Origin of the sequence: Nocardioides sp., assembly GCF_035503875.1 — a bacterium.
In the GTDB taxonomy this organism is placed as follows: Bacteria; Actinomycetota; Actinomycetes; order Propionibacteriales; family Nocardioidaceae; genus Nocardioides.
Genome location: NZ_DATJTA010000078.1, coordinates 64355 through 89580, shown reverse-complemented (window position 1 = coordinate 89580; position 25226 = coordinate 64355). Strand labels below are relative to the sequence as shown.

Here is a 25226-nt window from a genome sequence, read left to right as displayed (position 1 = left end):
GGTCCGGCTCGGTTGACGACTAAACCACAGGCCGGGTGAGGTGTCCCAATAACGGACGGTAAAGAAGTACGTGTTCCGAGTCACCGCGACCTCAGCCGCCGGTGGTCTCCCCCGCGTCCTCCTGCACGTGCCGACCCGTCCCGTCGGTGTCGTCGAGCCAGCCCTCGGGGAGCGCCACCCGCGAGCGCGGCGAGCCCTGCCGGCCGCGCGGCGCGCCCAGCTCGGAGGCCGGGAACGGCTCGTCCGGGTCCAGGCCGGCGAGCAGCACGTCGAGGCTCGCGAGCGACTCGACGAGGCCGAGCGAGCGGCGCATCTCGCCGCCCGCGGCGAAGCCCTTGAGGTACCAGGAGACGTGCTTGCGGAACTCCTTGCAGCCCCGCTCCTCCCCCATGTGCTGGCAGAGCAGCTCGGCGTGCCGGCGCATCATCGCGGCCACCTCGCCGAGCGTGGGCAGCGTCGAGACCTCCGCACCGGCGAACGCGGCCGCGAGGTCGCGGAAGAGCCACGGGCGTCCGAGGCAACCGCGTCCGACCACCACGCCGGCGGCACCGGTCTCCTCGACCATCCGGAGCGCGTCGGCGGCCTCCCAGATGTCACCGTTGCCCAGTACGGGGATGTCGACGTGCTCGACCAGGGCCGCGATCGCGTCCCAGTCGGCGGCACCGGAGTAGGCCTGCGAGACCGTGCGGCCGTGCAACGCGATCGCCGCGACACCGGTCTCCTGGGCGATCCGGCCCGCGTCGAGGTAGGTCAGGTGGTCGTCGTCGATGCCCTTGCGGGTCTTCATCGTCACCGGCACGTCGTACGGCGTGGCCGCGGCGACCGCGTGCTCGAGGATCTCGCCGAGCAGCCCGCGCTTCCACGGGAGCGCCCCGCCGCCGCCCTTGCGGGTCACCTTCGGGACCGGGCAGCCGAAGTTCAGGTCGATGTGGGCGACGCCGTACTCGGCGCAGAGGATCTCGGCCGCCTTGCCGACGTACGCCGGGTCGGTGCCGTAGAGCTGGACCGAGCGGACGGTCTCCAGCTCGTCGAAGACGAGCATGTCGCGGGTGTGCTGGTCGCCCTCGACGAGGCCGCGGCTGGTGATCATCTCGCAGACGTAGAGGCCGGCACCCTGCTCGGCGCAGAGTCGGCGGTACGCCGCGTTGGTGATGCCCGCCATCGGGGCGAGCACCACCGGGGTGTCGACGCGGAGCGACCCGAGGGTCAACGAGGAGAGCAGGGGCACGCCCCCATTCTCCGGGCGGGGGCGGCCTCCCGCGAAATCAGGCGGACGAGGTCAGGACGCGGGCCGGGTCAGCTCGCCGGTCCAGGTGATCGGGTTGACGTCCTGGGTGGGTCGGAAGCTGACCGCGGTCAGGTCGCCCCGGTCCGGCACCAGGTAGACCAGGCAGAACTCGCCCGACGCCCCCGGCGGGAACGACTTCGGGAAGTCGGTGCTCGGGCACGGCTTGAAGGAGCTGCCGAAGCTGGAGTAGTCGACCAGCCGGTTCTCGCCGTCGACGGCGTACAGCGGGATCCGGCGGCCGCCGAGGTCGGTCTCGCCGCGGTTGGTGATGGTGGTGCGGACGAAGTACGGCCGGGTCTGCTCGGTCGCCTCGTCGATCCGCCACCCGGCGAAGGACCGCTTGAACGACGTCTTCTCCATCCGGTCCACCCGCGCGTCGATCACGCCGACGGTGTCCTGGCGCGGCTCCCAGGCCAGCGTCGCGGTGTCTCCCACGGCGAGCGAGGTGCCCTGCGGGGTCAGCTCGACGCCCTCGGGGACCGGGAGGTCCGACACGGACGCGGACGCGCTCGTCGAGGCGTCCGTCGACTCCGACGCGGACCCGCTGTCGGAGTCGTCCGAGCAGCCCGCCAGCAGGACGGCTCCCAGCAGCGCGGAGACGAGTCCGGCGGTGGTGCGCTTCAGCATCTGGTCATTGTGCATCGCCGGGATCAGCAGCCGACGAGGCGCTCCGCGAAGAACCGCGTGATCCCCGCCAGCGGGATCCGCTCCTGCTCCATCGAGTCGCGCGAGCGCACGGTCACCGCGTCGTCCTCGAGGGTGTCGAAGTCGACGGTGACGCAGAACGGCGTACCGATCTCGTCCTGGCGGCGGTAGCGGCGGCCGATCGCGCCGGAGTCGTCGAAGTCGACGTTCCAGTTCGTCCGCAGCTCGGCCGCGAGCGCCTTGGCCTTCGGCGAGAGGTCGGCGTTGCGCGAGAGCGGCAGCACGGCGACCTTGACCGGCGCCAGGCGCGGGTCGAGCCGGAGCACGGTGCGCTTGTCGACGCCGCCCTTGGTGTTGGGCGCCTCGTCCTCGGTGTAGGCGTCGACCAGGAAGGTCATCAGGCTGCGGGACAGGCCGGCTGCCGGCTCGATGACGTACGGCGTGTAGCGCTCGTTGTTGGCCTGGTCGAAGTACGACAGGTCCTGGCCGGAGTGCTTCGCGTGGGTCGAGAGGTCGAAGTCGGTGCGGTTGGCGATGCCCTCGAGCTCACCCCACTCGGAACCGGCGAAGCGGAAGCGGTACTCGATGTCGACGGTGCGCTTGGAGTAGTGGCTGAGCTTCTCCTGCGCGTGCTCGTAGTGGCGCAGGTTGTCGGGGTCGATGCCGAGGTCGACGTACCACTGCGTGCGGGTGTCGATCCAGTACTGGTGCCACTCCTCGTCCTCACCCGGCTTGACGAAGAACTCCATCTCCATCTGCTCGAACTCGCGGGTGCGGAAGATGAAGTTGCCGGGCGTGATCTCGTTGCGGAAGCTCTTGCCGATCTGGGCGATGCCGAACGGCGGCTTCTGCCGCGAGCTGGTCACGACGTTGGCGAAGTTCACGAAGATGCCCTGCGCGGTCTCGGGGCGCAGGTAGTGCAGGCCGGACTCGTCCTCGATCACGCCGAGGTAGGTCTTCAGCAGCCCGGAGAACTGCCGCGGCTCGGTCCAGGCGCCGCGGGTGCCGCAGTTGGGGCACGCGACGGTCGTCATGTCGACCGAGTCGGGGTCGTCGAGCCCCTTCTTCTCCGCGACCGCCTCCTGCAGGTGGTCGGCGCGGAAGCGCTTGTGGCAGGACTGGCACTCGGTCAGCGGGTCGGTGAAGGTGTCGACGTGGCCGCTGGCCTCCCAGACCTGGCGCGGCAGGATGATGCTGGAGTCGAGGCCGACGACGTCGTCGCGGCTCTGGACCATCGAGCGCCACCACTGGCGCTTGATGTTCTCCTTCAGCTCCACGCCGAGCGGGCCGTAGTCCCAGGCCGAGCGGGTGCCTCCGTAGATCTCGCCGCAGGGGAAGACGAAACCTCGCCGCTTCGCGAGGGACACGACGTGGTCGACGGTGGTTGCGGGCGACTTGGCCACGGGGTTCAGCTCCTGTGCGGGTGGTCGGTCGGCTGGCTGCCGGCCTGCTGTCAGGGAAGGGCGTCAGCCTAGCGACCGGGCCGCCGAGACATTGAGATCGGTCCCGGGCTCGACGGGCTCGTACGCGCTCGGCTCGTCGAGGGCCCGGCCGAGCAGGGGGACGGCGTACAGCTTCACGTCGTACGACGACAACGCGCGGCGGTAGGCGCCGACGTGCACCCAGGTGGTCGTGAGCACCCACAGCTCCGGGTCGTCGAGGTTCCGGCCGATCGTGCCGGAGACGTAGCCCGGGCGATCCGCGAGCGCCGCCCGCGCGGTCTCGACGTCGACCCGGAAGGTCGTCGCCTCGCTCTCGGGGACGCGGAACCTGTTGACCACCAGCACGACGCCAGCCTAGCGGCCACGGATCCGCCCGAATTGACAACGATTCTCATTGAGGGTGAGAATCGTTCTCATGCGTTCCCGTCTCCTCGTCCCCGTCACCGCCGTCGCCTGCACCCTGTTCCTCGCCGGGTGCGGAGCGCTGACCGACAGCAGCGAGGGCGCCGAGGACTCGAAGACGGTGGCGGTCGGCCTCTACCCGCTGGAGTACGTCGCCTCGCGCGTCGCCGGCGACGCCTTCGACGTCGAGAACCTCACCACCCCGGGCGGCGAGCCGCACGACCTGACCCTCGACGTGCGCGAGACGGCGATCGTCGCCGACTCCGCCCTGCTGGTGTACGTCGACTCCCTGCAGCCCAGCGTCCAGGAGGCCGCCGAGGAGGTCGCCAAGGGCGACGTGCTCGACGTCGCCAGCGTGGTCGAACTGCTCCCCTTCGAGGACGGACACGACCACGAGGAGCACGCGGACCACGACCACGCCGGCGAGGAGGGCCACGACGAAGGTCACGCCGAGGAGGAGCACGCCAACGAGGAGGGGCACGAGGGCCACGACCACGGCGAGAACGACCCGCACTTCTGGCAGGACCCGCTCCGGATGGCCGACCTCGGTGACGCGATCGCCGACCGGCTCGCCGACCTCGACCCCGACGGCGCCGAGGACTTCGCGGCCAACGCCGCCGACCTGCGCGCCGACCTCGAGGAGCTCGACGCCGAGTACGCCGCCGGTCTCGCCCAGTGCGCGACGAGCACGGTCGTCACCAACCACGACGCGTTCGGCTACCTGGAGAAGTACGGCCTGCACCTGGAGTCGATCACCGGCATCTCCCCCGACGCCGAGCCGACCCCCGCGGCCCTCGCCGACCTGCAGGACCTGATCAAGAGCGACGACATCACGACCGTGTTCTCCGAGAGCCTGGTCAGCCCCAAGGCCGCCGAGACGCTCGCCTCCGACGTCGGGGTCCGCACCGAGGTGCTGGACACCGTCGAGGGACTCACCGACGAGACCGCGGACGAGGACTACCTTTCTCTCATGCGCCAGAACCTCGCGAAGCTCGAGCAGGCGAACCGCTGTTGACCGGAGCACCCCCGCCCGTGATCGAGCTCGCCGACGGCGCCGTCGCCATCGCGGGCCGACCGGTGCTGCGCCAGATCGACCTCACGGTGCGCTCCGGCGAGTTCGTGACGCTGCTCGGTCCCAACGGGTCCGGCAAGTCCACGCTGGTGCGGGCGCTCACCGGCCTGCGCCCGCTGTCGCGCGGCACGCTGACCCTCTTCGGCACCCCGTTCGAGTCCTTCCGGGACTGGCACCGCCTCGGGTTCGTGCCCCAGCGCAGCAGCGCTGCCAGCGGCGTCCCCGCCTCCGTCTCCGAGGTGGTGGCCTCGGGGCGACTGACCCGACGCCGGCTGCTGCGGCCGCCGAGCCGGGCCGACCGGGCCGCGGTCGCCGCGGCGCTCGACCTCGTCGGTCTCGCCTCCCGCGCCCGCGACAGCGTCGCGACGCTCTCCGGCGGCCAGCAGCAGCGGGTGCTGATCGCCCGCGCGCTGGCCGGCGAGCCGGACCTGTTCTTCCTCGACGAGCCGACCGCCGGCGTCGACCTCCCGAACCAGCACGCGCTCGCCGAGGCCCTGGCCGCACTGTCCCGCTCGGGCAGCACGATCGTCCTGGTGACCCACGAGCTCGGCCCGCTCGCCCCGCTGGTCGACCGCACCGTGGTGCTCCGCGACGGCCGGCTCGTGTACGACGGCCCGCCGCTCGCCGTCGACGACGCCCACGGCCACCACCACCCGCCGCACGGTCGGCACGACCACCATCCCGGGGTGGTCGCTCCCCTGGACCGCACGCCCGACCCGCACACCGAGGACGTGACCTGGTGATCGAGCTCCTCGGCTACCCCTTCATGCAGCGGGCACTGCTGGCCGCGTTCGTGACCGGCCTCGCCGCACCCGTCATCGGCACCTACCTCGTCCAGCGCCGGCTGGCCCTGCTCGGCGACGGGCTCGGCCACGTGGCCGTCACCGGTGTGGCCCTCGGCCTGCTCACCGGCATCGCGCCGACCTGGACCGCCGTCGTCGTCGCGATCCTGGGCGCGGTCGCGATCGAGGTGATCCGCGAGCGCGGTCACACCAGCGGCGACCTCGCCCTGGCCCTGCTGTTCTACGGCGGGCTCGCGGGCGGGGTGATGATCACCGGGCTGGCCGGGAACACCGCCGCCACCCTGCAGAGCTACCTGTTCGGCTCCATCACCTCGATCTCGCTGACCGACATCTGGTTCACCCTCGGCCTGGCCCTGGTCATCCTGCTGCTCGGCCTCGGCCTGCTCCCCCAGCTGTTCACCGTCGCCCAGGACCAGGACTTCGCCCGGGTCGCCGGGCTCAACGTCCGGGCGTACAACCTGCTCGTCGCCGTGCTGGCCGCGGTGACGGTCACGATCGCGATGCGCACGGTCGGGCTGCTGCTGGTCTCGGCGCTGATGATCGTGCCGGTGGCCGCGTCCCAGCAGCTGGCGCGCTCGTTCCGCGCGACGATCGTCGGCGCGGTGGTGGTCGGTGCCGGGTCGGGAGTCGGCGGCCTGCTGGTGTCGGCGTACCTCTCGGTGAACCGGGACCTCACCGTGGCCCCGGGCGCGACGATCGTGCTGCTGGCGCTCGCGTGCTTCGTCGCGACCTGGCCGGTCGGCATGGTCTACCGGCGGCGCGCGCGGATGCGGACGCCGTTCCCCGCCGGCGAGCCGGAGGCCCACGAGGTCTGCGGCGAGCACGACCACCAGCACGGCCCGGACTGCGGTCACGTGGCCGTTCCGCACGGCGACCACGTCGACTACGTCCACGACGGTCACCGGCACGCGGTCCACGGGAGGCACTATGACGAGCACTGAGGCGACCGGCCCCCTGCGGCCCACGCGGCAGCGGATCGCGGTCGTCGAGGCGATGGCGTCCTTCGCGGACTTCCGCTCGGCGCAGGAGATCCACGAGCTGCTGGGCACCCGCGGGGAGCACGTCGGCCTCGCGACCGTCTACCGCACCCTGCAGCGGCTGGCCGACGCCGGTGAGGTCGACATGCTGCGCAGCGAGGACGGGGAGGCCGTCTACCGCCGCTGCTCCGGCACGCACCACCACCACCTGGTGTGCCGCTCCTGTGGCCGGACCGTCGAGGTCGAGGGGCCGGCGGTCGAGCGGTGGACCCGGACCATGGCCTCCGAGCACGGCTTCGGCGAGGTGAGCCACACCCTGGAGATCTTCGGGACCTGCCCGAGCTGCGCCTAGGTCTGCCGCCCTCAGACCCGGTTCGGCAGCGCGCCGCCGTACCTCCGGTCGCGCCGGGCGTACTCCTCGATCGCCGCCCACAGGTGCCGACGGTCGACGTCGGGCCAGAGCACGTCGGAGTAGACGAACTCGCTGTACGCCGCCTGCCAGAGCATGAAGTTCGACAGTCGCTGCTCCCCCGAGGTGCGCCACACCAGGTCGGCGTCGGACTGCTCGGGCACGTAGAGGTGGCGCGCGAAGACCTTCTCGTCGATCTTCTCGGGGTTCAGCCGCCCCGCGGCGACCTCGCGCGCGATGCTGCGCGCGGTGTCGGCGAGCTCGGCGCGGCCGCCGTAGTTGACGCACATCGTGAGGGTGCAGACGTCGTTGTCGCGGGTGAGCTCCTCCGCGACCTGGAGCTCCTTGACCACCGACTTCCACAGCCGCGGCGCCCGCCCGGCCCAGCGGACCCGGACGCCGAGCTCGTGCATCTCGTCGCGCCGGCGCCGGATGACGTCGCGGTTGAAGCCCATCAGGAAGCGGACCTCGTCGGGCGAGCGGCTCCAGTTCTCGGTAGAGAAGGCGTACGCCGAGACGGCCCTCACGCCGATCTCGATGGCACCCTCGACCACGTCGAAGAGCGAGCTCTCCCCCTGCTCGTGGCCCTTGGTTCGCGGCAGTCCCCGCTCCTTGGCCCACCGGCCGTTGCCGTCCATGACGATGGCGACGTGCCGCGGCACCAACTCGGCCGGGATCGCGGGGGGCGTGGCGCCCGACGGGTGCGGAGTGGGGGGACGGACGCGACGCTTCACGGGACGAGCCTAGTGCCGTCCTCGCGGCGTCGGGACCGGCCTCAGGAGGTGACCTCGGCGAGGTCCAGCGGCAGCTTCACGCGGAACTCGCTGCCGCGCCCCACCTCGCTGTCGACCTCGATCACGCCGCCGTGACCGTCCACGATCGTCTTGCTGATCGACAGGCCGAGTCCGACGCCCGGGATGGCGCGCAGCGTGGCCTCGCGGGTCCGGAAGAACCGCGCGAAGAGCCGGTCCTGGTCCTCGAGGTCGATCCCGATGCCCGTGTCGCTGACCCGGAGTACGGCGCGCCCGTGCTCGATGCTCGCCCGCACCGTCGCCCTGCCTCCGGAGGGCGTGTACTTGATCGCGTTGGAGACCAGGTTGTCGACCACCTGGGCCAGCCGCTGGCCGTCGCCGGTGAGTGCGATCGACTCCGCGATCTCCGCCACCAGCTCGACCTCGTTCGCCTCGGCATGAGGGCGGGCGGCGGCGACGCTCTCCCGTGCGATCGTGGCCAGGTCCGCGGACTGCTCCCGCAACGACGGTGGGCGCCCGCTGTGCTGCACCTCGTCGAGCAGGTCGCCCACCAGCCGCTCGAGACGCCGGGCGTTGCGGGCCACCACCTCCAGCTGCCGTCGCAGCATCGGCTCGAGGTCCTCCTCGTCGAGCGCGATGGCGACGTACCCCACGATCGAGGTGAGCGGCGTCCGCAGCTCGTGCGAGACCAGGGCGATGAACTCGTCCTTGACCTGCAGGGCACGCATCAGGTCCGTGACGTCGGTGTACGACACCGCCGCGCCCATCAGGTCGCCGTCCGGGTCCTCCACCCGCCGGGCCGAGATGGACATCGCGCGGCGCGTCTTCTGCTCGGCCCCGATCCAGACCCGCACGTCGTCGAACTCCTCGCCCTGTTGGGCGCGGACCGTCGGCACCCGCTCGATCGGGACCTGCTGCTTCCCCGACTCGTCGAAGACCTGCGCCCGGGAGACGTCACCGCCCGGGTAGGCGAGCTCGGAGAGCTCCGCCAGCCGCTGGTTCATCAGCGTCGGCCGGCCGTCGCGGTCGAGCAGGGCGAGACCGACGTCCACGGCCTCGAAGATCGCGTGCGCCGAGCGCCGGTTCCGCTCGATGATCGCGAGCGCGGCCTCGAGCTCCCGCTCCCGGGTCTCCGCCCGTTCCTGTGCCCGGCGCGCGGCCGTCAGCCCCGCGGCGATCGCCACCCCTCCGATCCCCGCCACGACCGGCAGGACCAGCAGCCGCTCGAGGGTCGCCGCATCGGCGCCGTGCGCGGCGAGGCCCGGCAGGGTGATGCACGCCAGGACCGCCACGACCGCGATGGCGGCCCCGCGCAGCCCGAGGTCGATGCCGAGCCACAGGACCGGCAGCAGCAGCAACGGGGACGAGCCCCCGAGGTCGGAGCCGGCCGCGAACATGCCGAGCACGGCGATGTGCACCACCGCCATGGCGCGGGAGACCAGCGGGACCCGCTCCCGGGAGACGGCGAGGACGACGACGCCGCCGACCACCGAGACCAGCAGTCCCGCCGACGGCCAGGAGATCAGGGCGGGCAGCCGACCGCCCGCGGCACGCAGCAGCATCAGGCCGACCAGGGCGAGGGTGAAGCCGAGCTGGAGGACCCGTGGATCGGGCTCGCCGTCGTTCCAGAACAGGTGGGCGACCACCCATCGGAGTCGCCGAGCACCGACGCGCATGACGGACCTCCTCTCCTCGCGAACCCATCGGCAGGAGAGGGACCGACCTGAGCGCGGTGCTCAGCGCTCGACGTACTCCAGCGAGCGCAGGCTCCGCTCCAGGTGCCAGGCGAGGTACGCCGCCACCACGCCGCTGGCCTCCTTCAGGTGCCGGGCCTCGGCCAGCTCGACCGTCGGCCAGTCGCCGGCGAGCAGCGCCCCCATCAGGTGCAGCGTCTCGGGCGCGGGGCTCGCCGATCCGGGCACCCGGCAGGTGGTGCACAGCACCCCGCCCATCGAGTGGTTGAACCAGCGGTGCTCGCCCTCGAGGCCGCACCGGGCGCAGTGGTGGAACGACGGCGCGTAGCCCGCGACGGCGAGCGAGCGGAGCAGGTAGGAGTCGAGCACCTGGCTGGGTCCGCGCTCCCCCGAGGCCAGCACCCGCAGTCCGCCGACGAGGAGCAGGAACTGCTGCAGCGCCGGTTCCTTCTCCTCCGAGACCAGCCGCTCCGCCGTCTCGAGCATCACCGTGCCGGCCGTGTAGCGGTCGTAGTCGAGCCCGAGCCCGGCGTGGAAGAGGGTCAGCGTCTCCGCCTGCGTCACCGTGTCCAGGTTGCGGCCCTCCGCGAGCTGGAGGTCGACGTGGGTGAACGGCTCGAGGCGCGAGCCGAACCGGGACGTGGTGCGGCGTACTCCCTTGGCGACGGCGCGGACCCGACCACGGTGGCGGGTCAGCAGGGTGATGATGCGGTCGGCCTCCCCCAGCTTGTGGGTGCGCAGCACGATCGCCTCGTCGCGATAGAGAGGCACCTCCCTATTCTGCGTCGCTCAGCCCGTGCCGCCGCGGCGACGCCCCGTGAAACGGCCGAGTCGGCAGTAGTTGCGCGTCGAGTCGGCAGTAACTACTGCCGACTCGAGGCGCAACTACTGCCGACTCGGCGCGGGGTCAGGCGCGGCGGTTGACGGCGCTGATGACGGCCTTCAGGGAGGCGGTCACGATGTTCGCGTCGACGCCGACACCCCACAGGATCTCGTCACCGACGGCGCACTCGACGTACGCCGCCGCGAGGGCGTCGCCGCCGGAGGACAGGGCGTGCTCGGCATAGTCGAGCACCCGCACGTCGAACTCGTTGGGCAGCTCGTTGATCGCGTTGACGAACGCCGCGATCGGCCCGTTGCCGGTGCCCTCGAGGGTGCGGATCTCGCCGTCCACGTAGACGTTGACGGTGAGCGCGTCCTTCTCCCCCGCGGCCGACGACGTGTGCACGGAGTTGAGCTTCAGCGGCACCTCGCGGTCCAGGTACTCGCCCCGGAAGATCCCCCAGATGTCCTCCGGCGTGACCTCGCCGCCCTCGGCGTCGGTGTGCTGCTGGATGACCCGGCTGAACTCGATCTGGGCCCGGCGCGGCAGGTCGAGGTTGTGCTCGGCCTTCAGCACGTAGGCGACCCCGCCCTTGCCGGACTGGCTGTTGACCCGGATCACGGCCTCGTAGGTGCGGCCGACGTCCTTCGGGTCGATGGGGAGGTACGGCGCCTCCCAGGCGATCTCGCCGACGGGGATGCCCTGCTCGGCGGCGCGGACCTCGAGGTCCTCCAGGCCCTTCTTGATCGCGTCCTGATGGGAGCCGGAGAACGCCGTGTAGACCAGGTCGCCCGCGTAGGGGTGGCGCGGGTGGACCGGCAGCTGCGTGCAGTACTCGACGGTACGACGGATCTCGTCGATGTCGCCGAAGTCGATCATCGGGTCGATGCCCTGGCTGAACAGGTTCATGCCGAGGGTCACCAGGCACACGTTGCCGGTGCGCTCGCCGTGGCCGAACAGGCAGCCCTCGACGCGGTCGGCCCCGGCCATCATCGCGAGCTCGGTCGCGGCGACCGCCGTACCCCGGTCGTTGTGGGGGTGCAGCGAGATGACGGTGTTCTCGCGCCGGGTCAGTTGCCGGGAGAACCACTCGATCTGGTCGGCGTACACGTTGGGGGTGGCGGACTCGACGGTCGCCGGCAGGTTGAGGATGATCTCGCGGCCGTCCTCCGGCTGCCAGACGTCGGAGACGGCCTCGCAGACCTCGAGCGAGAAGGGCAGCTCGGTCGAGGTGAAGATCTCGGGGCTGTACTCGTAGCCGATCACGGTGGTGTCGAGATAGTTCTCGACGTTCTTCATGACCAGCTCGGTGCCGCGGACGGCGATGTCCTTGATCTCGTCCTTGCTCGCGCGGAACACGACGCGACGGAACAGCGGGGCGACGGCGTTGTAGAGGTGGATGTTCGCCCGGGGTACGCCGACCAGCGACTGCACGCTGCGCTCGATCAGGTCCTCGCGGGCCTGGGTCAGCACGGAGATGGTGACGTCGTCGGGGATGTGGTCACCCTCGATCAGCTGGCGCACGAAGGAGAAGTCGGTCTCCGAGGCAGACGGGAAGCCGACCTCGATCTCCTTGTAGCCCATCTTCACGAGCAGCTCGAACATCTTCATCTTGCGCGCGGGGCTCATCGGGTCGATCAGCGCCTGGTTGCCGTCGCGGAGGTCGGTGGAGAGCCACCGCGGCGCCTCGGTGATCGTCTTCGACGGCCAGGTGCGGTCGGGCAGGTCGATCGGGGGGAACGGGCGGTAGCGCTCGTGCGGCATGCCGCCGGTCTTCTGCGCGGGGATGGTCATGGGGTCCTCGGTTCGCTGGTTGCTGGGGCGCCGGTCGCGCAGCACTCACCCGCAGCGAGGAGGCCGGCGGTCAGGCCTCGCTGCGGCAGCGAAGGAGGAGCAGTCGCGTCATGACCACGCCAGGGTAGCGCACCCCCTGGCCAGGCGACCCGGAGCCCCGGGAAACGAGCAGGTCAGAGCGGTCTCAGCCAAAATCATCCCTAAGGGTGAGGCTTCTCGGACGGGTCCGGAAGCCGCGCCACATTAGGTTCATGGCCATGACGTCGACCACCGATCGGCGCGCCGCGCCGACCCCGGTGCGACTCGGCGTGCTGGACGAGCCCGAGCTCGTCGCCACCGGCCTGGCCGGCATGCTGGGACCCCATCGCGACCGTGTGGAGCTGGCCGTCCTGGACGGCTCCACGACCTCCACCGACGATCTCGACGTCGTGCTCTGCGACCCGCTCATGCGCGAGCGGACCGCCCGCGACCACGTCGAGCAGGTCTCGGGCCTGGGCACGGCGCGGGTGCTCGTCTACACCTGGAACACCCGGGCCTCGGGTCTCAGCGAGGTGATGGAGGCCGGCGCCCTCGGCATCGTGCCGAAGTCGTCGACGACGCGTGAGCTGCTTGCGGCCGTCGAGGCCGCCCACCGGGGCGAGAAGGTCGACGGCGTGCCCCGCGACATGATCGACCTGTTCCCGCTGCTGAGCCAGCGCGAGTCCGACGTCCTCCATCTCATCTGCCGCGGCATGAGCAACCTCGAGATCGCCGCGGAGCTGTACGTCAGCGTCAACTCGGTGAAGACCTACATCCGGCAGATCTACTCCAAGACGGGCGTCTCGCGGCGCACCCAGGCCGTCGCCTGGGCGCACCGCCAGGGCTTCTCCCACTGACCCACCCCGACGGGCGGCGTGCCGGTCGGCGGGTCGGGTACCCGGTCGGTATGAAGCTCTCCAACCGTGCCCTGGCCTTCTGGGCCATCGCCGTGTTCATCGTCATCGGCCTGGTGCTGATCCTGATCGGAGTGCTCGAGGGCGACGACACCGACAACGTCAACCAGCAGCCCGCCGACAGCCTGGCCTCGGTCCGATGAGCCGCAACACCCGCCTGCTGCACGCCACGCCCGACGACGTGTGGGCGGTCCTGGCCGACGGCTGGCTCTACCCGCTCTGGGTGGTCGGCGCCTCCCGGATTCGCGAGGTCGACGACCACTGGCCCGAGGTCGGTGCGCAGTTGCACCACTCCGTGGGCACCTGGCCGATGCTGATCGACGACACCACGGAGGTCCTCGAGTGCGTCCCCGGCTCGCTGCTCCGGCTGCGTGCCCGCGCCTGGCCGGGCGGGTCGGCCGAGGTGACGATCCGTCTGGAGCCGGCGGGCACCGAGACCGAGGTCGTCATCGAGGAGGACGCGGTCGCCGGCCCGGCACGGCTGGTGCCGAAGCCGCTGCGCGACGTCCCCCTCGGCTGGCGCAACGTCGAGACGCTGCGTCGCCTCGCCTACCTGGCGGAGCGGCGCCGGTGAGCGCCGCCACGATCGAGTTCGGGACCCTGCGGATCAGGTACGACGACCGCGTCCTGCGACCCCGTCCGTGGACCGCTGCCCAGTCGGACTGGGGCGCCGAGCTGCTACGCAGCGCCCCGGAGGGGCCGGTGCTCGAGCTCTGCTGCGGCGCGGGTCAGATCGGGCTGCTCGCGATCGCGCAGGAGCCCCGTCGCCTGGTCTGCGTCGACCTGAACCCCGCCGCCTGCGAGCTCACCCGTCACAACGCGGCCGCCGCCGGCGTCGCGGAGCTCGTCGAGGTCCGCGAGGGCGCCATCGGCGACGTGCTCCGCCCCCAGGAGCGGTTCGCGCTGGTGATCGCCGACCCGCCGTGGGTACGCCGCGCGGAGACCGGCACCTTCCCGGAAGATCCTCTGCTCGCCATCGACGGCGGGGACGACGGCCTGGAGGTCGCCTGGCACTGCGTCGCCGCCGCGTCGGAGCACCTCGTCGACGGCGGGTCCGCCCTCCTCCAGCTCGGCACCGCGACCCAGGCGCGGCAGGTCGGCGACGGGCTCGCGTCGTACGACCTCCGGCTCGCCGAGGTCCGCGAGCACGACGGCGGGGTCGTGGCCCGGCTCAGGCGGGCCTGAGCTTCGGCGGCAGCACCTGGTGCGTGCCGTCGCACCAGGGCTTGCTCGCCGACTTCCCGCACCGGCACACGGCCGAGACCGGTCGGGTCGTGCGGTGCGCGACCCCGTCGGCGTCCTGCACGACGTGGTCGCCGCGCAGCAGCATCGGCCCGCCCGGGCAGAGGATCACGTCCGGGTGCTCGTAGCTCTCGGCCTCGCTCATGCCGCTCCCCACTCCGCGAGCTGGCGGTGGGCGAAGCGGTCCTCCAGGTCGAGGCACGAGAAGGCCCCGAGGAAGACGTCGTCGGCCAACGCCGGCTCCACCTCGACGAGCGCCCCGCAGATCGTCCGGGCCGCGAGCTGCTCGTGGACCGCGTCCGCCTCGACGTGCTCCGTGTAGTACTCGACCATCGCCGGCGCCAGGCCGAGGCGCTCCAGTCCCTGGGCCATCCGCCGCGACGGCATCGAGCTGGTCATCTCGAAGGCGGCCAGGTGTCCGAGGGCCGCGCCCCGCAGGCGGCGGTGCAGGCCGAACAGGGACATCGTGTTGTTCTGCTCGAGGACCTCCAGCGGCGCGTCGTCGATGTAGGCGCCGTAGTCCGCGCGCAGGCCGAGCGCGTCCATGCCGAGCGCCCACAGGTGGCTGTGCAACCGGTTGGGATCGCCACCGCCGTACTCGTCGTACTGCAGCTCCATCAGCGCGGCCTTCGGCCCGGTCGGGAGCCGCGGGATCACCCACGAGGTCGGGTCGGCCTCCTTGAGGTGGTAGATCGAGCGGACCCGGAACAGGTCGAGCACCTGGTCCTCGGTCGCCGTGGTGTGGACGTGCCGCGCGAGCGAGGGGCCGTCGTGGTCGGCGACGTAGGCGAACAGCGCCTCGGCGAGGTCGCCCTCCCAGGCGTGCGGGACGTAGCGCTGCCGCAGCCGGTCCTCGAGATCGGTCTCGAGGTCCCGGCGCACGCCCAACAGGCCGGGGTGCCACTCCAGCGCGTCGTCGACGCCGTCGAACCCCCGGTAGTGCAGCTCGTAGAGCGTCCAGAGCGCGATCGCGGCGTCCTCCGGCGACTCGGGCGAGGGCGTCTCCAACCGCTCGGGCGCCGCCGCGAGCGCGTCGAGCACGGCCGCGCTCAGCGGGCCGCGGGCCTTCGGCGTCAGCACCCGCGCTCCTCGCCGGACTCGAGCTCGTGCCAATGGCCGCGGCAGTCCTCGAAGCCGGGGATCGCGCCGCTCGCCTGCGGGGACGCGGTCGTCGTCGTACTCATGTCGTGGGGGGTACCCGCGTCCCTCGACGCACACGCGAACCGAAGGGGTGAGCCACGCGCCCTGCATCATCCCGCGACGACGGGGGAACCGAGCGGGCATGAGTGAGACCAGGCAGGACCGGGAGCTGGACACCGACCGCGATCCCGACGAGGGCAAGGTGGACTCCCTCACCGACCTCGACAAGCGGTCCTGGTCGTACGTCGTCCGCAAGACCGTCCGCGAGTTCAGCGACGACGAGTGCACCGACCTGGCCGCCGCGCTGACCTACTACGCCGTGCTCGCCCTGTTCCCCGCCGCGATCGCGCTGACGTCGCTGCTCGGCCTGGTGGGCCAGGGCACGAGGGCCGTCGACGAGGTGCTGAGCATCCTCGACGACCTCGGCGCGGGCGGCGTCGTCGACAGCATCGGTCCTACGCTGCGCGAGCTCAGCTCCTCGCAGGGCGCCGGCCTCGCCCTGGTCCTCGGTCTCGCGGGCGCCCTCTGGTCGGCGAGCGGGTACGTCGGGGCCTTCGGCCGCGCGATGAACCGCATCTACGAGATCGACGAGGGCCGCCCGATCTGGAAGCTCCGGCCGGTGATGCTGCTGCTCACCGTCATCCTGGTGCTGTTCGCCGCCGCGGTGCTGCTCGCCCTGATCCTCACCGGACCGGTGGCGCAGTCCGTCGGCGACGCGATCGGGCTCGGCTCCACCGTCGTCCTCGTCTGGCAGATTGTGAAGTGGCCGGTGCTGCTCGGGGTCGTGGTGCTCATGGTCGCGCTGCTCTACTACGCCACGCCTAACGTCAAGCAGCCGAAGTTCCGCTGGATCAGCCTGGGCGCGGCCCTGGCGATCGTGACCTGGATCCTGCTCTCGGCTGCCTTCGGCTTCTACGTCGCCAACTTCTCCTCCTACGACAAGACGTACGGCGCGCTGGGCGGCGTGATCGCCTTCCTGCTCTGGCTGTGGATCACCAACCTGGCCCTGCTCTTCGGGGCCGAGCTCGACGCCGAGCTGGAGCGCGGGCGCGAGCTGCAGTCCGGTATCGCGGCGGAGGAGACGATCCAGCTGCCGCCCCGCGACACCCGCAAGATCGACAAGGCCCGCGAGAAGGAGGCCGAGGACATCCGCCGCGGCCGTGCCATCCGGCGACACCACGACTCGACCACCGACGACTCCACCGCCCACGACGGAGGAACCGCATGACGCTCGTCTCGCTCTGGCAGGACCGTCACCCCCGCACCCCCGAGGAGGTGGGCGACCTCCCGGGCGAGGCGGACACCGTCGTGGTCGGGGGCGGCATCACCGGACTGACCACCGCGCTGCTGCTCGCCCGCAGCGGACAGTCGGTCGTCCTCCTCGAGGCCGACCACGTCGGGGTGGGCACCACCGGGCGGAGCACCGCCAAGGTCAGCCTGCTGCAGGGCACGCAGTACTCCCGCATCTCGCGTCGTCATCCGGACTCCGTCCTGAGGCAGTACGCCGAGGCGAACCGCGAGGCGCAGGCCTGGGTCGTACGCTTCTGCGACGAGCACGAGGTCGACTACCAGCGGCGGCCGGCGTACACCTACGCCAACGGCGCGTCCGGCGAGCAGTCGATCCGCGCCGAGCTCGAGGCGACCCGGACCGCGGGGCTCGACGTGGCCTGGCAGGACGAGGTGCCGCTGCCCTACCCGACCCGCGGGGCGATCCGGCTCGACGACCAGGTCCAGCTCGACCCGTGCGCGCTCCTCGACGCACTCTCGCTCCAGGCCGCGGCGCACGGCGTCCGGATCGTCGAGGGGGCGCGGGTGACGGGCGTCAGCGGCCACGAGCCCGTGCGCGTCCTCACCGACGCCGGCGAGGTCGCCGCCACCCGGGTCGTGGTGGCCACGAACATGCCGGTGCTCGACCGCGGTGGCTTCTTCGCGCGGATGTCGCCGTCGCGCTCCTACGGCCTCGCCTTCCGTACGCCGACCGCTCTCGTCGACGGCATGTACCTCTCCGCCGACTCCCCCTCCCGCTCGTTGCGGGACGCCCCCGACGGCGACGACACGCTGCTGCTCGTCGGCGGCAACGGCCACAAGGTCGGCGCGTCGGGCTCCGAGCAGGGCCGGGTCGACGAGCTGCGCGAGTGGACCGCCCGCTGGTTCCCCGACGCCGTGGAGACCCACGCCTGGTCCGCGCAGGACTACGTGCCGCACCACGCGCTCCCCTTCGCCGGGCCGATCCTCCCCGGGCGCGACGAGGTCCTCGTCGCGGGCGGCTACTCCAAGTGGGGAATGACCAACGGCGTCGCCGCCGCCCTGGCCATCAGCGGCCAGGTGCTGGGCGGCCACCTGGAGTGGGCGCAGGCCTTCCAGCCGTGGACCGGCAGCGAGCTGCGCGGCCTGCTCGACGCGGCCCGGATCAACGGCGAGGTCGGGCTGGAGATGGCGGGGGGCTGGCTGCGCCCGGCGCTGCACCCCGGCGTGGGACCGGCGCCCGGTGAGGGGGACGGCACCGTCCGGTACGACGCCCTCCGCACCCCGACAGCGACCTCGCGGGTCGACGGCGTCGAGCGACGGGTCTCGGGCGTGTGCTCCCACCTCGGCGGCATCGTGCGCTGGAACGACGCCGAACGGAGCTGGGACTGCCCGCTGCACGGCTCGCGGTTCGGTCCCGACGGCCGGGTCCTCGAAGGCCCCGCCGTCTGTGGTCTCTCCCAGCGCTGAGAGGCTGGGAGAGGAAAGTCCGCCCCCGTCAGGGCCTGCGTAAGTCCAGTGGCGGGGGCGGACCGCTTTCCTGAGAACTCAGGTGCCCGCACTGCCTGCGCACAAACTTACATCCGATGAGATTCACCCGCACGGGTGAGGAGACTCGTCCCTCAGGTCGCGATGAACAGGATCTCGTCGCGGCCGTAGGTCATGCCGGGGTGCTCCGCGGCGAGGTGCTTCTGGGTCAGCGTGACGAGCTCGTCCTCGTCCTTGCCGACGACGGTGGTCCCGCAGGGACAGGTCAGCCTGGTCTTCACGGCGGCAGACTACGCCGTCGTGCCGAGGCCGTGGGCGAGTTCGGCCCAGACCACCTTGCCGTCCGCCGTCTGCTCCAGCCCCCACGAGGCCGACATGGCCGAGACCAGCAGCAGGCCGCGGCCGCCCTCCCGGGTCGCGCTGGTGGGCTGCGGCTCGGGGGTTCCGGCCCCGCCGTCGTGCACCTCGATCCGGACCGTGCTCGGGTTGTGGTAGACCCGCACCTGGTACGACGACTGCGCGTGGTTGAGCGCGTTGGCGGCCAGCTCGCTCACGACCAGGATCGCCTCGTCCTCCAGGTGGGACAGGTTCCAGTCGGCGAGGGTGCGACGCACCAGCGAGCGCGCCTGCCGCACGCTGCCGAGCTCCTGCGGGAGGTCCGCGACCGCCATCGTCCGCGCCGGGCGCACGACCGCGACGAGGAGGTCGACCAGGTAGTCGAGGTCTTCGTTCTTCAGGACGTAGCCGGCGGCCTGCTCCTCGAACCACGAGCGGTCGTCGGGATCGGCGCCCGAAAACACCACGACCTTGGTGCCCGGGGCGGCCTCGCGCACCCGGGTCAGCACGTCGCGGCCGGCCAGGTCGGGCAGGCCCAGGTCGAGCACGACGATGTCGGGTTGCAGGGCGGTCACCAGGTCGACCGCCTCGGCGCCCGTCGACGCCTCACCGCTGACCTCGAACCCGCCGCGGAAGCGCAGCGCCGTGCGCACCAGCCGGCGGACGTCGACAGCGTCGTCGACCAGCAGCACCCGGATCGGGACCCCGACCTCGCCGTCCGTCACCGGGGTGCTCACGCCGGACCCGGGACCGCGGGCAGGGTCAGGACGAAGGCGCGCTCCGCGGCGTCGTACGACGCGTCGCCGCCCTGGGCGCGGGCGAGCTCGCGCACGATGTACAGCCCGAGCCCGGTGCCGCCCCGGCTGCCCGTGGCGAACCGGTCGAACAGGCGCGGCTGCATCTCGGCCGCGACGCCCTCGCCGCCGTCGCGCACGACGAGGTCGACCACGGCACCGCGCGCGCGGGTGTGCACGTGCACCGGCGAACGACCGTGCCGCAGCGCGTTCGTCAGCAGGTTGTCCATGGCCTGCGTCAACCTTCCGGGGTCGGCGAAGATCCTGGCGTCCTCGTCCCCGTCGAGGACCACCACCGCCTGAGGATGCGCCTTCTGCAGCGTCGCCGCAAGCACCGACAGGTGCTGACGGACGTCGATGGTCTGCGGCCGGAGGTCCAGGGAGCGCGCCTGCAGGCGCGAGGTCGTCAACAGGTCGGACAGGAGCCGGTTCAGCTGCACCGCGCTGGTGGACATGCTGAGCAGGAACTCGTCGCGCTCGTCCTCGTCGAGCTCCGACCAGTGCCGCTGGAGGGTCTCGGCCGACATCGCCAGCACCCCGACGGGACCGCGCAGCTCGTGCGCGGTGACGGCCAGGAACTGCGCCTGCTCGTCGGCCGCCCGCTGCAACTGGAGGTTCGCCGACTCCAGCGCCTCGGCCGCCCGGAGCCGCTCCGTGACGTCACGGGTCACCTTCGCGAAGCCGACGTGGCGTCCGTTCGCGTCGCGCACCGTGGTGATGGTGACGTGCGCCCAGAAGCGGCTGCCGTCCTTCCGGATCCGCCAGCCCTCCTCCTCGTAGTGGTTGTCGCGCAGCGCCAGCTGGAGCTCGTGCTCGGGGTGCCGCGACGCCTGGACCTCCGGCGGGTAGAAGACCCGGAAGTGCCGCCCCACGATCTCCTCGGCCCGGTAGCCCTTGCTCCGCTGCGCCCCGGCGTTCCAGCTGGCGATGTGGCCGTCGGGGTCGAGCATGAAGATCGCGTAGTCCTGCACCGCGTCGACCAGCAGCCGGAACCGCTGCTCGCTCTGCCGCAGCTGCTGCTCGGCCCCCCGCTGGCTGCTGACGTCCTGGGCCTGCAGGAACAGGTAGAGCGGGGCCCGCTCGGCGTCGCGGACCGGGGTCACGGTCGCGAGCAGGTGCACGCCGGGCCGGTCGGTCACCGGGTGCTCGACCTGGACCGCGTCCTCGCCCCCGTCCACGATCCGCTCCAGCGCGGAGACCAGCGCGTTCGCGTGCACGTCCATCAGCTCGGCGTACTCGCGACCGACCAGGGCCTCGATGGGACGGCCGGTCAGCCGGGCCAAGCTGCGGTTGGCGCGGACGACCCGGCCGGCGAGGGTCAGCGTCGCCATGCCGATGGCCGCGTCCTCGAAGACCTCGCGGAACCGTTCGAGGTGGGCGTCGAGGACCGGATCGCCCGCTCCGGGCGTCGCGGCGTCCGGCGAGGGCACGTGCCCCGCGAGGATCGAGAGCAGGTCGTCGACCATGGTGGCGAGCGAGCCCGACTTCTTCAGGTACGCCGCCGCCCCGAGCTCGCGCGCCCGCTCCGCCAGCCCCTGCTCGTCGAAGCCGCTGTACATGACGACGACGGTCTCGGGCGACGCCCTCCGCACGTCCGGCAGGGCCTGGAGGCCGTCGACGACCGGCATCGAGACGTCCATCAGCAGCAGTGCCGGCCGGTGGCGGGCGACGAGCTCGACGGCCTCAGCACCGTTCGCCCCCTCGTCGAGCACCTCGAGGCGACCTCCGATGCCGAGCCGCCGACGCAGCAGGCGGCGGACCTCGGGCGCGTCATCGACGATGACGATGGTGGGCGCCGCGCTCATGGCCGATGAACGTACCGGACGACGCCGGCCGCGAACGCCCGGTCCATGTCGTCGGGTCCGCCTGCCCCGAACTCTCACCCATCTGGGTGAAGATCTGATAAGTCGAGTTTCAACTTGTCGGGGTTCGGGGCAGGAACCTCTCATGACCTCTGGAGCGCTCCACCGCGAGACGCCGGACGACGTCCGGCGCGAGAAGACCGCTTCCCTGCTGGCCGAAGCGGCAACCTGTCCCCCCGAGCAGCGCAACCACCTCCTCGACGAGGTCGTGGTGCTCAACCTGCAGGTGGCGCACGCCGTCGCTCGACGGTTCCGCAACCGGGGCGTCGCGCTGGAGGATCTCGAGCAGGTGGCGGCGTGCGCGCTGGTGCGTGCCGCCCGCAAGTTCGACGTCACCCAGGAGCGCGACTTCCTCAGCTACGCCGTCCCGACCATGTCGGGTGAGCTGAAGCGCTACTTCCGCGACCACGGCTGGACCGTCCGTCCCCCGCGCCGGATCCAGGAGATCCACGCGAAGGTCCACCACCTGCGCCGCACGGGCCGTCACGACGGCTCCCCCATGCCGGCCGCCGACATCGCCGCCGAGCTCGACGTGCCCGTCTCCGACGTGCTGGAGGCGCTCGAGGCCCGCGGCTGCTTCCAGCCCGCCTCCCTCGACCACCCCGTCCGCGAGCAGGGCGACGTCACCGTCGGTGACCTGCTCACCCTCGACGACGAGGCCGACCGCGAGGCCCTCGAGGCCCGGGTGATGCTGCAGCCGGTGATGCGTCAGCTCTCCGAGCGCGACCGCCGGATCCTGCACCTGCGCTTCGCCGAGGACTGCACCCAGCAGCAGATCGGCGAGGAGTTGGGTGTGACCCAGATGCAGGTCTCGCGGCTGCTGAACCGGATCCTCGGCCAGATGCGCGAGGACCTCACCACCGAGCAGCCCGAGGCGGCCAGTGGGCCGGACCGCACCGCCCACCGCGACCGGGCCGACGCCCGCCGCTGAGAAGGACCGGGCGCTAGCGTCGGGTCCATGGCCCGGCTGCTGATCGTCCACCACTCCCCCACCGGGTCGGCTGGCTCCCTGGCCGACTCGGTGGTGGAGGGCGCCCACGACGATGCCCTCGAGGGGGTGGAGGTCGTGGTCCGCGCCGCCCTCGAGGCCACTCCCGCCGACGTCCTCGCGGCGGACGGGTATCTGCTCGGGACGACGGCCAACTTCGGCTACATGAGCGGCGCGCTCAAGCACTTCTTCGACACCGTCTTCCTGGAGGCCGGTGGCGCGCTCTCCGACGACGGCTCCGCCGCCGGCGGCGCTTCTGGTCCGCGCAAGCCGTTCGGCCTGTGGGTGCACGGGCGCTACGACACCACGGGCGCGGTGCGCTCGGTGCTCTCCATCGTCGGGGCCCTGGGCTGGCGACAGTCCGCCGAGATCCTCGAGGTGCTGGGCGAGGTCGGCCCCGAACAGCAGAAAGCCGCCTACGAGCTCGGAGGCACCGTGGCGGCTGTACTGATGGGCTAGGCCCGACGGGTCAGGCGACGACCGGATTCTCCGGCGGCGTGGTGCCGTCGACGGTCTCGCGGTACGGCAGGGCGCAGACCATGAGCACGCGCTGGGCGATCGTCCCGCTGGCCGCGACGAGCGAGAGTTCCGCGCCGTGCTGCTCGCAGGAGCGCATCGCCGCGACGAGGACGCTGACCGCGACACTCGGGAGGTAGTCGGCGTCGGTCAGGTCGATTGACAGGGACGACGTGTACTCCGCGGTCTGCTCGCGCAGTGCGTTGCGCAGGGCGATGACGGCGTACTCGTCGACGGACCCACTGACGGTCAGCAGACCTGGGCTAGGGGTTGCCGAGAACGGCCTCTCTTCCATGCTCCCGACCCTAGGCCGTTCCGGCCCGGGACGTACAGCCGGACACCTCACCCGCCGGGGTGAACTGTCGCTGTCGGCGTACTTCTTGGCCTTCTCTCAGCCGGAATGCGGGCGATCAGGCGGGGCGGGCGTCCTCCCGCGCGGTGGCGTACGGGAGGCGCACCAGCTCCAATACGTGTTGGGCGGGCGAGCCGGGCGGCGCGATCAGGAGGAGACCCGCGCCGTCGCCGCGGCGCGGGATCATCTCCTCGTAGAGGACCTGGACGCCCGCACTGCCGAGATGGGTCACTCCTTCGAGGTCCACAACCACGCCGACGGTGCCGCCGCGGGTGGCGTGCGAGAGCCGGCGCCGCAGCTCGTCCGCGCAGCGGTGGTCGAGCGCTCCGCGCAGCTCGACGACCGCGCCCTCCTGGTGCAGCTCCATCGGCTCGCTGGGAGCGGCTGCCGCGACCGCCGCCCCCTTGAACAGGTCGACGGGCGTGCTCGGGCGCTGCCGCAGCACCGCGCGGGTGCCGTGCTCGTCGTGGCTGACCCGCAGGTCGTCGGAGAACCCGCTGGCCATGGCCAGCCCCCGTCCCCGGCCGCCGGCCGGTCCCGGTCGTCGCCACGTTCCGCGGTCGGCCACCTCGATCTCCACGACGCCGCCGGGCAGCAGCTGGGCGGTCACCGAGACCACCGTCTCGTGCCGCGGCCGGTCGGGTTCGTAGGCGTGCTCGACCGAGTTGCTGACGAGCTCGCCGACCGCGTGCTGCAGCGCGAGCTCGTCGATCTGCCCGACGCCGAGCCCGACGAGCCAGTCGCCGAGGTTCTGCCGAACCGCTCGCAGCGTGTCGGGGAACGCGGGCACCGTCATCTCGAGCGGCTGGGGAAGGCTGACCCGGGCGGCCGCGAGCAGGGTGATGTCGTCGTCGTACCCCGCGGCCGCGGTGAGCTCCTCCACCGTGGTGCGCGTCAGGCGCTGCACGGGCTGCTCGGCCGGGCGGACACCTTCGACGGTGTCCGGCCGCACCGTCCGCGCGGCCACTCGGGCGAGATCCAGAGTGTTCTGGACGGGCGAGCGTCCGGGTCGCTCGACCAGGCCGTCGCTGTAGAGCAGCACGATGTCGTCGACCTCGAGGCGGTGCTCGACGAGGACGAAGGGCAGCCCCGAGCCCAGAGCGCCGGAACCGGTGACCGGGAGGTACGTCGCGTCTCCCGTAGCCGAGATCATCAACGGCGGTGGATGCCCAGCGGTGCAGTAGGTCAGCATGCCGGTAACGGGGTCGAGCAGCGCGGCGCAAACGGTCGCGGCACGCGCCTGGGGCACCCGTGCCGTACGAGCCTCCAGCAACTCCAGTGCGGACACCAGGTCGCCGCCGGCGCGAACCCGCTCCTCGAAGAGCGTCCGCAGCTCCCCCATCGCGACCGTGGCCCGGACACCGTGACCCACGACGTCCCCGACCACGAGCACGATGCGACCGTCGGGAAGGGCGATGGCGTCGAACCAGTCGCCACCGGCCCGGGCGCCGTCCTCGGCGAGCAGGTAGCGGGCTGCGAGCTGGACCCCAGGCGCGAGGGGCAGCCCCTCGGGCAGGAGGGCGTCGTGCAGGCTGACGAGGTTCTCCCGAGCGAGCTCGAGGCGGTGCTGGAGCTCCTGGGAGTGCCGCTCGGTGCGTGCGCGGGTGCGGACCTGGTCGGTCACGTCCACGGCCTGGCTGACCACGCCGCGCACCGAGCCGTCGACATCGTGGCGCGGCACCATCGAGAAGCTCAGCCAGGCCTCGGCACCATCGTCCTCGCCCTTGAGGTGCCAGATCCGGCCGTGGATGGGCTGGCCGGTGCGGAACGTGTGCTCGGTCCAATCCGCGATCTCCGCGGCAGCCCCGCGTAGCGCCACGGCGACCGCGACGCCGACACGGTCGCCGTACACCTGACGCGCGGCCTCGTTGAGGGCCGTGATGCGGAGGTCAGGTCCCTCGCAGACGGCCAGCAGCGACGGGGCCTGCTCGAAGGCGCCGAGCACCGAGTCCGGGTCCGTCCCCGCGCCGAGCAGGTCGTCGAGCTGAGCCTGGAGCTCGTCGTCCGCGCTCACGCGTCTCCCTTCATCGTGCGACATCCTGCCCGAGCCCTCGACCACCGCGGGTCGTAGGTGCCCCTCGGTCGTCATGAGGTATCCCCAGGACCGAGACCGGAAACGGGCCACCCCAACGGGTGGTTTCCCCCCGCGCGCGCTTGTCTGGACCAGTGCCCGGGTAGGGGCTTGTCAAGCGCAGTTTTTCGGCGCCCACCAGCACCCGCTGGAGCAGAC

At 71.9% G+C, this 25226-nt stretch carries 27 protein-coding genes; 12 read left to right on the top strand and 15 right to left on the bottom strand.

All coding sequences use genetic code 11. The annotated features are described in order from the left end of the window. Positions 1 to 91 precede the first annotated feature (91 nt). The 4 genes from dusB to VMF51_RS17980 all read right to left on the bottom strand — a co-directional run bounded on the left by dusB (position 92) and on the right by VMF51_RS17980 (position 3720). Positions 92 to 1228 (bottom strand): tRNA dihydrouridine synthase DusB, encoded by a 1137-nt coding sequence (gene dusB, locus VMF51_RS17995; RefSeq protein ID WP_325475837.1) that lies wholly within the window; start codon positions 1226 to 1228, stop codon positions 92 to 94. A 51-nt stretch (positions 1229 to 1279) separates the two neighbouring features. Continuing rightward, on the bottom strand, positions 1280 to 1915 hold the full coding sequence (locus tag VMF51_RS17990; protein WP_325475836.1) for a hypothetical protein: 636 nt from the start codon (positions 1913 to 1915) through the stop codon (positions 1280 to 1282). A 23-nt stretch (positions 1916 to 1938) separates the two neighbouring features. After that, positions 1939 to 3336, bottom strand: coding sequence for a glycine--tRNA ligase (locus VMF51_RS17985; protein ID WP_325475835.1), 1398 nt, complete (start codon positions 3334 to 3336; stop codon positions 1939 to 1941). A 63-nt stretch (positions 3337 to 3399) separates the two neighbouring features. Continuing rightward, positions 3400 to 3720 carry an antibiotic biosynthesis monooxygenase family protein gene (locus tag VMF51_RS17980; protein ID WP_325475834.1) on the bottom strand — a complete coding sequence of 107 codons (321 nt, stop codon included), beginning with the start codon at positions 3718 to 3720 and terminating at the stop codon, positions 3400 to 3402. A gap of 70 nt (positions 3721 to 3790) precedes the next feature. Here VMF51_RS17980 and VMF51_RS17975 point away from each other — a divergent pair, with 70 nt between their 5' ends. The 4 genes from VMF51_RS17975 to VMF51_RS17960 are packed head-to-tail and all read left to right on the top strand — an operon-like array spanning position 3791 to position 6981. Further along, on the top strand, positions 3791 to 4792 hold the full coding sequence (locus VMF51_RS17975; RefSeq protein ID WP_325475833.1) for a metal ABC transporter substrate-binding protein: 1002 nt from the start codon (positions 3791 to 3793) through the stop codon (positions 4790 to 4792). Next, positions 4789 to 5592: a metal ABC transporter ATP-binding protein gene (locus VMF51_RS17970; protein ID WP_325475832.1), complete on the top strand. Its 804-nt coding sequence runs from the start codon at positions 4789 to 4791 to the stop codon at positions 5590 to 5592. The genes VMF51_RS17975 and VMF51_RS17970 overlap by 4 nt, the downstream gene beginning before the upstream one ends. Next, positions 5589 to 6593 carry a metal ABC transporter permease gene (locus VMF51_RS17965; RefSeq protein WP_325475831.1) on the top strand — a complete coding sequence of 335 codons (1005 nt, stop codon included), beginning with the start codon at positions 5589 to 5591 and terminating at the stop codon, positions 6591 to 6593. The genes VMF51_RS17970 and VMF51_RS17965 overlap by 4 nt, the downstream gene beginning before the upstream one ends. Further along, complete coding sequence (locus VMF51_RS17960) at positions 6580 to 6981, top strand: Fur family transcriptional regulator (protein ID WP_325475830.1); 402 nt, start codon at positions 6580 to 6582, stop codon at positions 6979 to 6981. The genes VMF51_RS17965 and VMF51_RS17960 overlap by 14 nt, the downstream gene beginning before the upstream one ends. Positions 6982 to 6992: 11 nt before the next feature. Here the strand turns inward: VMF51_RS17960 and VMF51_RS17955 are convergent, their stop codons facing one another. The 4 genes from VMF51_RS17955 to leuA all read right to left on the bottom strand — a co-directional run bounded on the left by VMF51_RS17955 (position 6993) and on the right by leuA (position 12101). Then, positions 6993 to 7772: an isoprenyl transferase gene (locus VMF51_RS17955; RefSeq protein WP_325475829.1), complete on the bottom strand. Its 780-nt coding sequence runs from the start codon at positions 7770 to 7772 to the stop codon at positions 6993 to 6995. Between the two features lie 41 nt (positions 7773 to 7813). Beyond that, positions 7814 to 9466 (bottom strand): sensor histidine kinase, encoded by a 1653-nt coding sequence (locus tag VMF51_RS17950; RefSeq protein WP_325475828.1) that lies wholly within the window; start codon positions 9464 to 9466, stop codon positions 7814 to 7816. A 60-nt stretch (positions 9467 to 9526) separates the two neighbouring features. Then, positions 9527 to 10255 (bottom strand): DNA repair protein RecO, encoded by a 729-nt coding sequence (recO, locus tag VMF51_RS17945; protein WP_325475827.1) that lies wholly within the window; start codon positions 10253 to 10255, stop codon positions 9527 to 9529. Positions 10256 to 10391: 136 nt separating this feature from the next. Continuing rightward, the gene (leuA, locus tag VMF51_RS17940) at positions 10392 to 12101 is read right to left on the bottom strand and encodes a 2-isopropylmalate synthase (RefSeq protein ID WP_325475826.1); all 1710 of its coding nucleotides are present in this window, start codon (positions 12099 to 12101) and stop codon (positions 10392 to 10394) included. Positions 12102 to 12358: 257 nt separating this feature from the next. Between leuA and VMF51_RS17935 the strand changes: the two genes are divergently transcribed. From VMF51_RS17935 to VMF51_RS17920, 4 genes are read left to right on the top strand one after another with little or no spacing between them, the layout of a single operon-like run. Further along, positions 12359 to 12976 carry a response regulator transcription factor gene (locus tag VMF51_RS17935; RefSeq protein WP_325475825.1) on the top strand — a complete coding sequence of 206 codons (618 nt, stop codon included), beginning with the start codon at positions 12359 to 12361 and terminating at the stop codon, positions 12974 to 12976. Between the two features lie 50 nt (positions 12977 to 13026). Further along, positions 13027 to 13176, top strand: a complete 150-nt coding sequence (locus tag VMF51_RS17930; RefSeq protein ID WP_325475824.1) for a hypothetical protein — start codon at positions 13027 to 13029, stop codon at positions 13174 to 13176. Beyond that, positions 13173 to 13607 (top strand): SRPBCC domain-containing protein, encoded by a 435-nt coding sequence (locus VMF51_RS17925; protein ID WP_325475823.1) that lies wholly within the window; start codon positions 13173 to 13175, stop codon positions 13605 to 13607. The genes VMF51_RS17930 and VMF51_RS17925 overlap by 4 nt, the downstream gene beginning before the upstream one ends. Beyond that, complete coding sequence (locus tag VMF51_RS17920) at positions 13604 to 14218, top strand: class I SAM-dependent methyltransferase (RefSeq protein WP_325475822.1); 615 nt, start codon at positions 13604 to 13606, stop codon at positions 14216 to 14218. Before VMF51_RS17925 ends, VMF51_RS17920 begins: the two co-directional genes overlap by 4 nt. Here the strand turns inward: VMF51_RS17920 and VMF51_RS17915 are convergent. Further along, a complete protein-coding gene (locus VMF51_RS17915; protein WP_325475821.1) occupies positions 14205 to 14420 on the bottom strand; it encodes a CDGSH iron-sulfur domain-containing protein in 216 nt (71 codons plus the stop codon). The two genes, VMF51_RS17920 and VMF51_RS17915, sit on opposite strands and share 14 nt — an antisense overlap. Further along, on the bottom strand, positions 14417 to 15355 hold the full coding sequence (locus tag VMF51_RS17910) for an iron-containing redox enzyme family protein (protein ID WP_325475820.1): 939 nt from the start codon (positions 15353 to 15355) through the stop codon (positions 14417 to 14419). The genes VMF51_RS17915 and VMF51_RS17910 overlap by 4 nt, the downstream gene beginning before the upstream one ends. A 202-nt stretch (positions 15356 to 15557) precedes the next feature. Here VMF51_RS17910 and VMF51_RS17905 point away from each other — a divergent pair, with 202 nt between their 5' ends. Together VMF51_RS17905 and VMF51_RS17900 are read left to right on the top strand one after the other, a co-directional pair. Continuing rightward, on the top strand, positions 15558 to 16643 hold the full coding sequence (locus VMF51_RS17905; protein WP_325475819.1) for a YihY/virulence factor BrkB family protein: 1086 nt from the start codon (positions 15558 to 15560) through the stop codon (positions 16641 to 16643). Then, positions 16640 to 18130, top strand: a complete 1491-nt coding sequence (locus VMF51_RS17900) for an FAD-dependent oxidoreductase (protein ID WP_325475818.1) — start codon at positions 16640 to 16642, stop codon at positions 18128 to 18130. Before VMF51_RS17905 ends, VMF51_RS17900 begins: the two co-directional genes overlap by 4 nt. Positions 18131 to 18282: 152 nt before the next feature. On the opposite strand, the gene VMF51_RS17895 is transcribed toward VMF51_RS17900, so the two are convergent. From VMF51_RS17895 to VMF51_RS17885, 3 genes are read right to left on the bottom strand one after another with little or no spacing between them, the layout of a single operon-like run. Next, positions 18283 to 18429 carry a DUF1059 domain-containing protein gene (locus VMF51_RS17895; protein WP_325475817.1) on the bottom strand — a complete coding sequence of 49 codons (147 nt, stop codon included), beginning with the start codon at positions 18427 to 18429 and terminating at the stop codon, positions 18283 to 18285. Positions 18430 to 18438: 9 nt separating this feature from the next. After that, on the bottom strand, positions 18439 to 19221 hold the full coding sequence (locus tag VMF51_RS17890; protein WP_325475816.1) for a response regulator: 783 nt from the start codon (positions 19219 to 19221) through the stop codon (positions 18439 to 18441). After that, a complete protein-coding gene (locus VMF51_RS17885; protein WP_325475815.1) occupies positions 19218 to 21083 on the bottom strand; it encodes a PAS domain S-box protein in 1866 nt (621 codons plus the stop codon). Before VMF51_RS17885 ends, VMF51_RS17890 begins: the two co-directional genes overlap by 4 nt. 142 nt (positions 21084 to 21225) lie before the next feature. On the opposite strand from VMF51_RS17885, the gene VMF51_RS17880 reads away from it, so the two are divergent. Further along, positions 21226 to 22071: a sigma-70 family RNA polymerase sigma factor gene (locus VMF51_RS17880; protein ID WP_325475814.1), complete on the top strand. Its 846-nt coding sequence runs from the start codon at positions 21226 to 21228 to the stop codon at positions 22069 to 22071. A 27-nt stretch (positions 22072 to 22098) separates the two neighbouring features. Then, positions 22099 to 22587: a flavodoxin family protein gene (locus VMF51_RS17875; RefSeq protein WP_325475813.1), complete on the top strand. Its 489-nt coding sequence runs from the start codon at positions 22099 to 22101 to the stop codon at positions 22585 to 22587. A gap of 10 nt (positions 22588 to 22597) precedes the next feature. Here the strand turns inward: VMF51_RS17875 and VMF51_RS17870 are convergent, their stop codons facing one another. Continuing rightward, the gene (locus VMF51_RS17870) at positions 22598 to 22939 is read right to left on the bottom strand and encodes an STAS domain-containing protein (RefSeq protein ID WP_325475812.1); all 342 of its coding nucleotides are present in this window, start codon (positions 22937 to 22939) and stop codon (positions 22598 to 22600) included. A 115-nt stretch (positions 22940 to 23054) separates the two neighbouring features. Continuing rightward, complete coding sequence (locus VMF51_RS17865; RefSeq protein ID WP_325475811.1) at positions 23055 to 25010, bottom strand: SpoIIE family protein phosphatase; 1956 nt, start codon at positions 25008 to 25010, stop codon at positions 23055 to 23057. Positions 25011 to 25226 lie beyond the last annotated feature (216 nt).